The sequence below is a fragment of the Burkholderia sp. Se-20378 genome (assembly GCF_017104665.1).
In the GTDB taxonomy this organism is placed as follows: domain Bacteria; phylum Pseudomonadota; class Gammaproteobacteria; order Burkholderiales; family Burkholderiaceae; genus Burkholderia; species Burkholderia lata.
This window is the reverse complement of the sequence record NZ_JAAGPG010001256.1, coordinates 1-627: the sequence shown is the minus strand read 5'-3', so window position 1 is coordinate 627 and position 627 is coordinate 1. Positions and strand designations below refer to the sequence as shown.

General features: G+C 68.3%; 1 protein-coding gene. It reads left to right on the top strand.

Annotated elements, in window-relative coordinates; genetic code table 11:
- Positions 1–627 (top strand): acetyl-CoA C-acyltransferase (locus G3N93_RS41275; RefSeq protein ID WP_206135670.1); only part of this gene is annotated, 627 nt, incomplete at both ends.

Here is a 627-nt window from a genome sequence, read left to right as displayed (position 1 = left end):
TCCGGGCAGAACCCGGCGCGCCAGTCGCTGATCAAGGCCGGGCTGCCGACGGCAGTGCCGGGGATGACGATCAACAAGGTGTGCGGCTCGGGCCTGAAGGCCGTGATGCTGGCGGCGAACGCGATCGTCGCGGGCGATGCCGAGATCGTGATCGCGGGCGGCCAGGAGAACATGAGCGCGTCGCCGCACGTGCTGCCGGGTTCGCGCGACGGGTTCCGGATGGGCGACGCGAAGCTGGTCGACACGATGATCGTCGACGGCCTGTGGGACGTGTACAACCAGTACCACATGGGCATCACGGCGGAGAACGTCGCGAAGGAATACGGGATCACGCGCGAAGAGCAGGACGCTTTCGCGGCGCTGTCGCAGAACAAGGCGGAAGCCGCGCAGAAGGCCGGTCGCTTCGACGATGAAATCGTGCCGGTGGCGATTCCGCAACGCAAGGGCGAGCCGCTGCAGTTCGCCACCGATGAATTCGTGCGTCACGGCGTGACGGCGGAATCGCTGTCCGGGCTGAAGCCGGCGTTCTCGAAGGACGGCTCGGTGACGGCGGCGAACGCGTCGGGGCTGAACGACGGCGCGGCGGCGGTGCTGGTGATGTCGGCGCAGAAGGCGGCGGCACTCGGC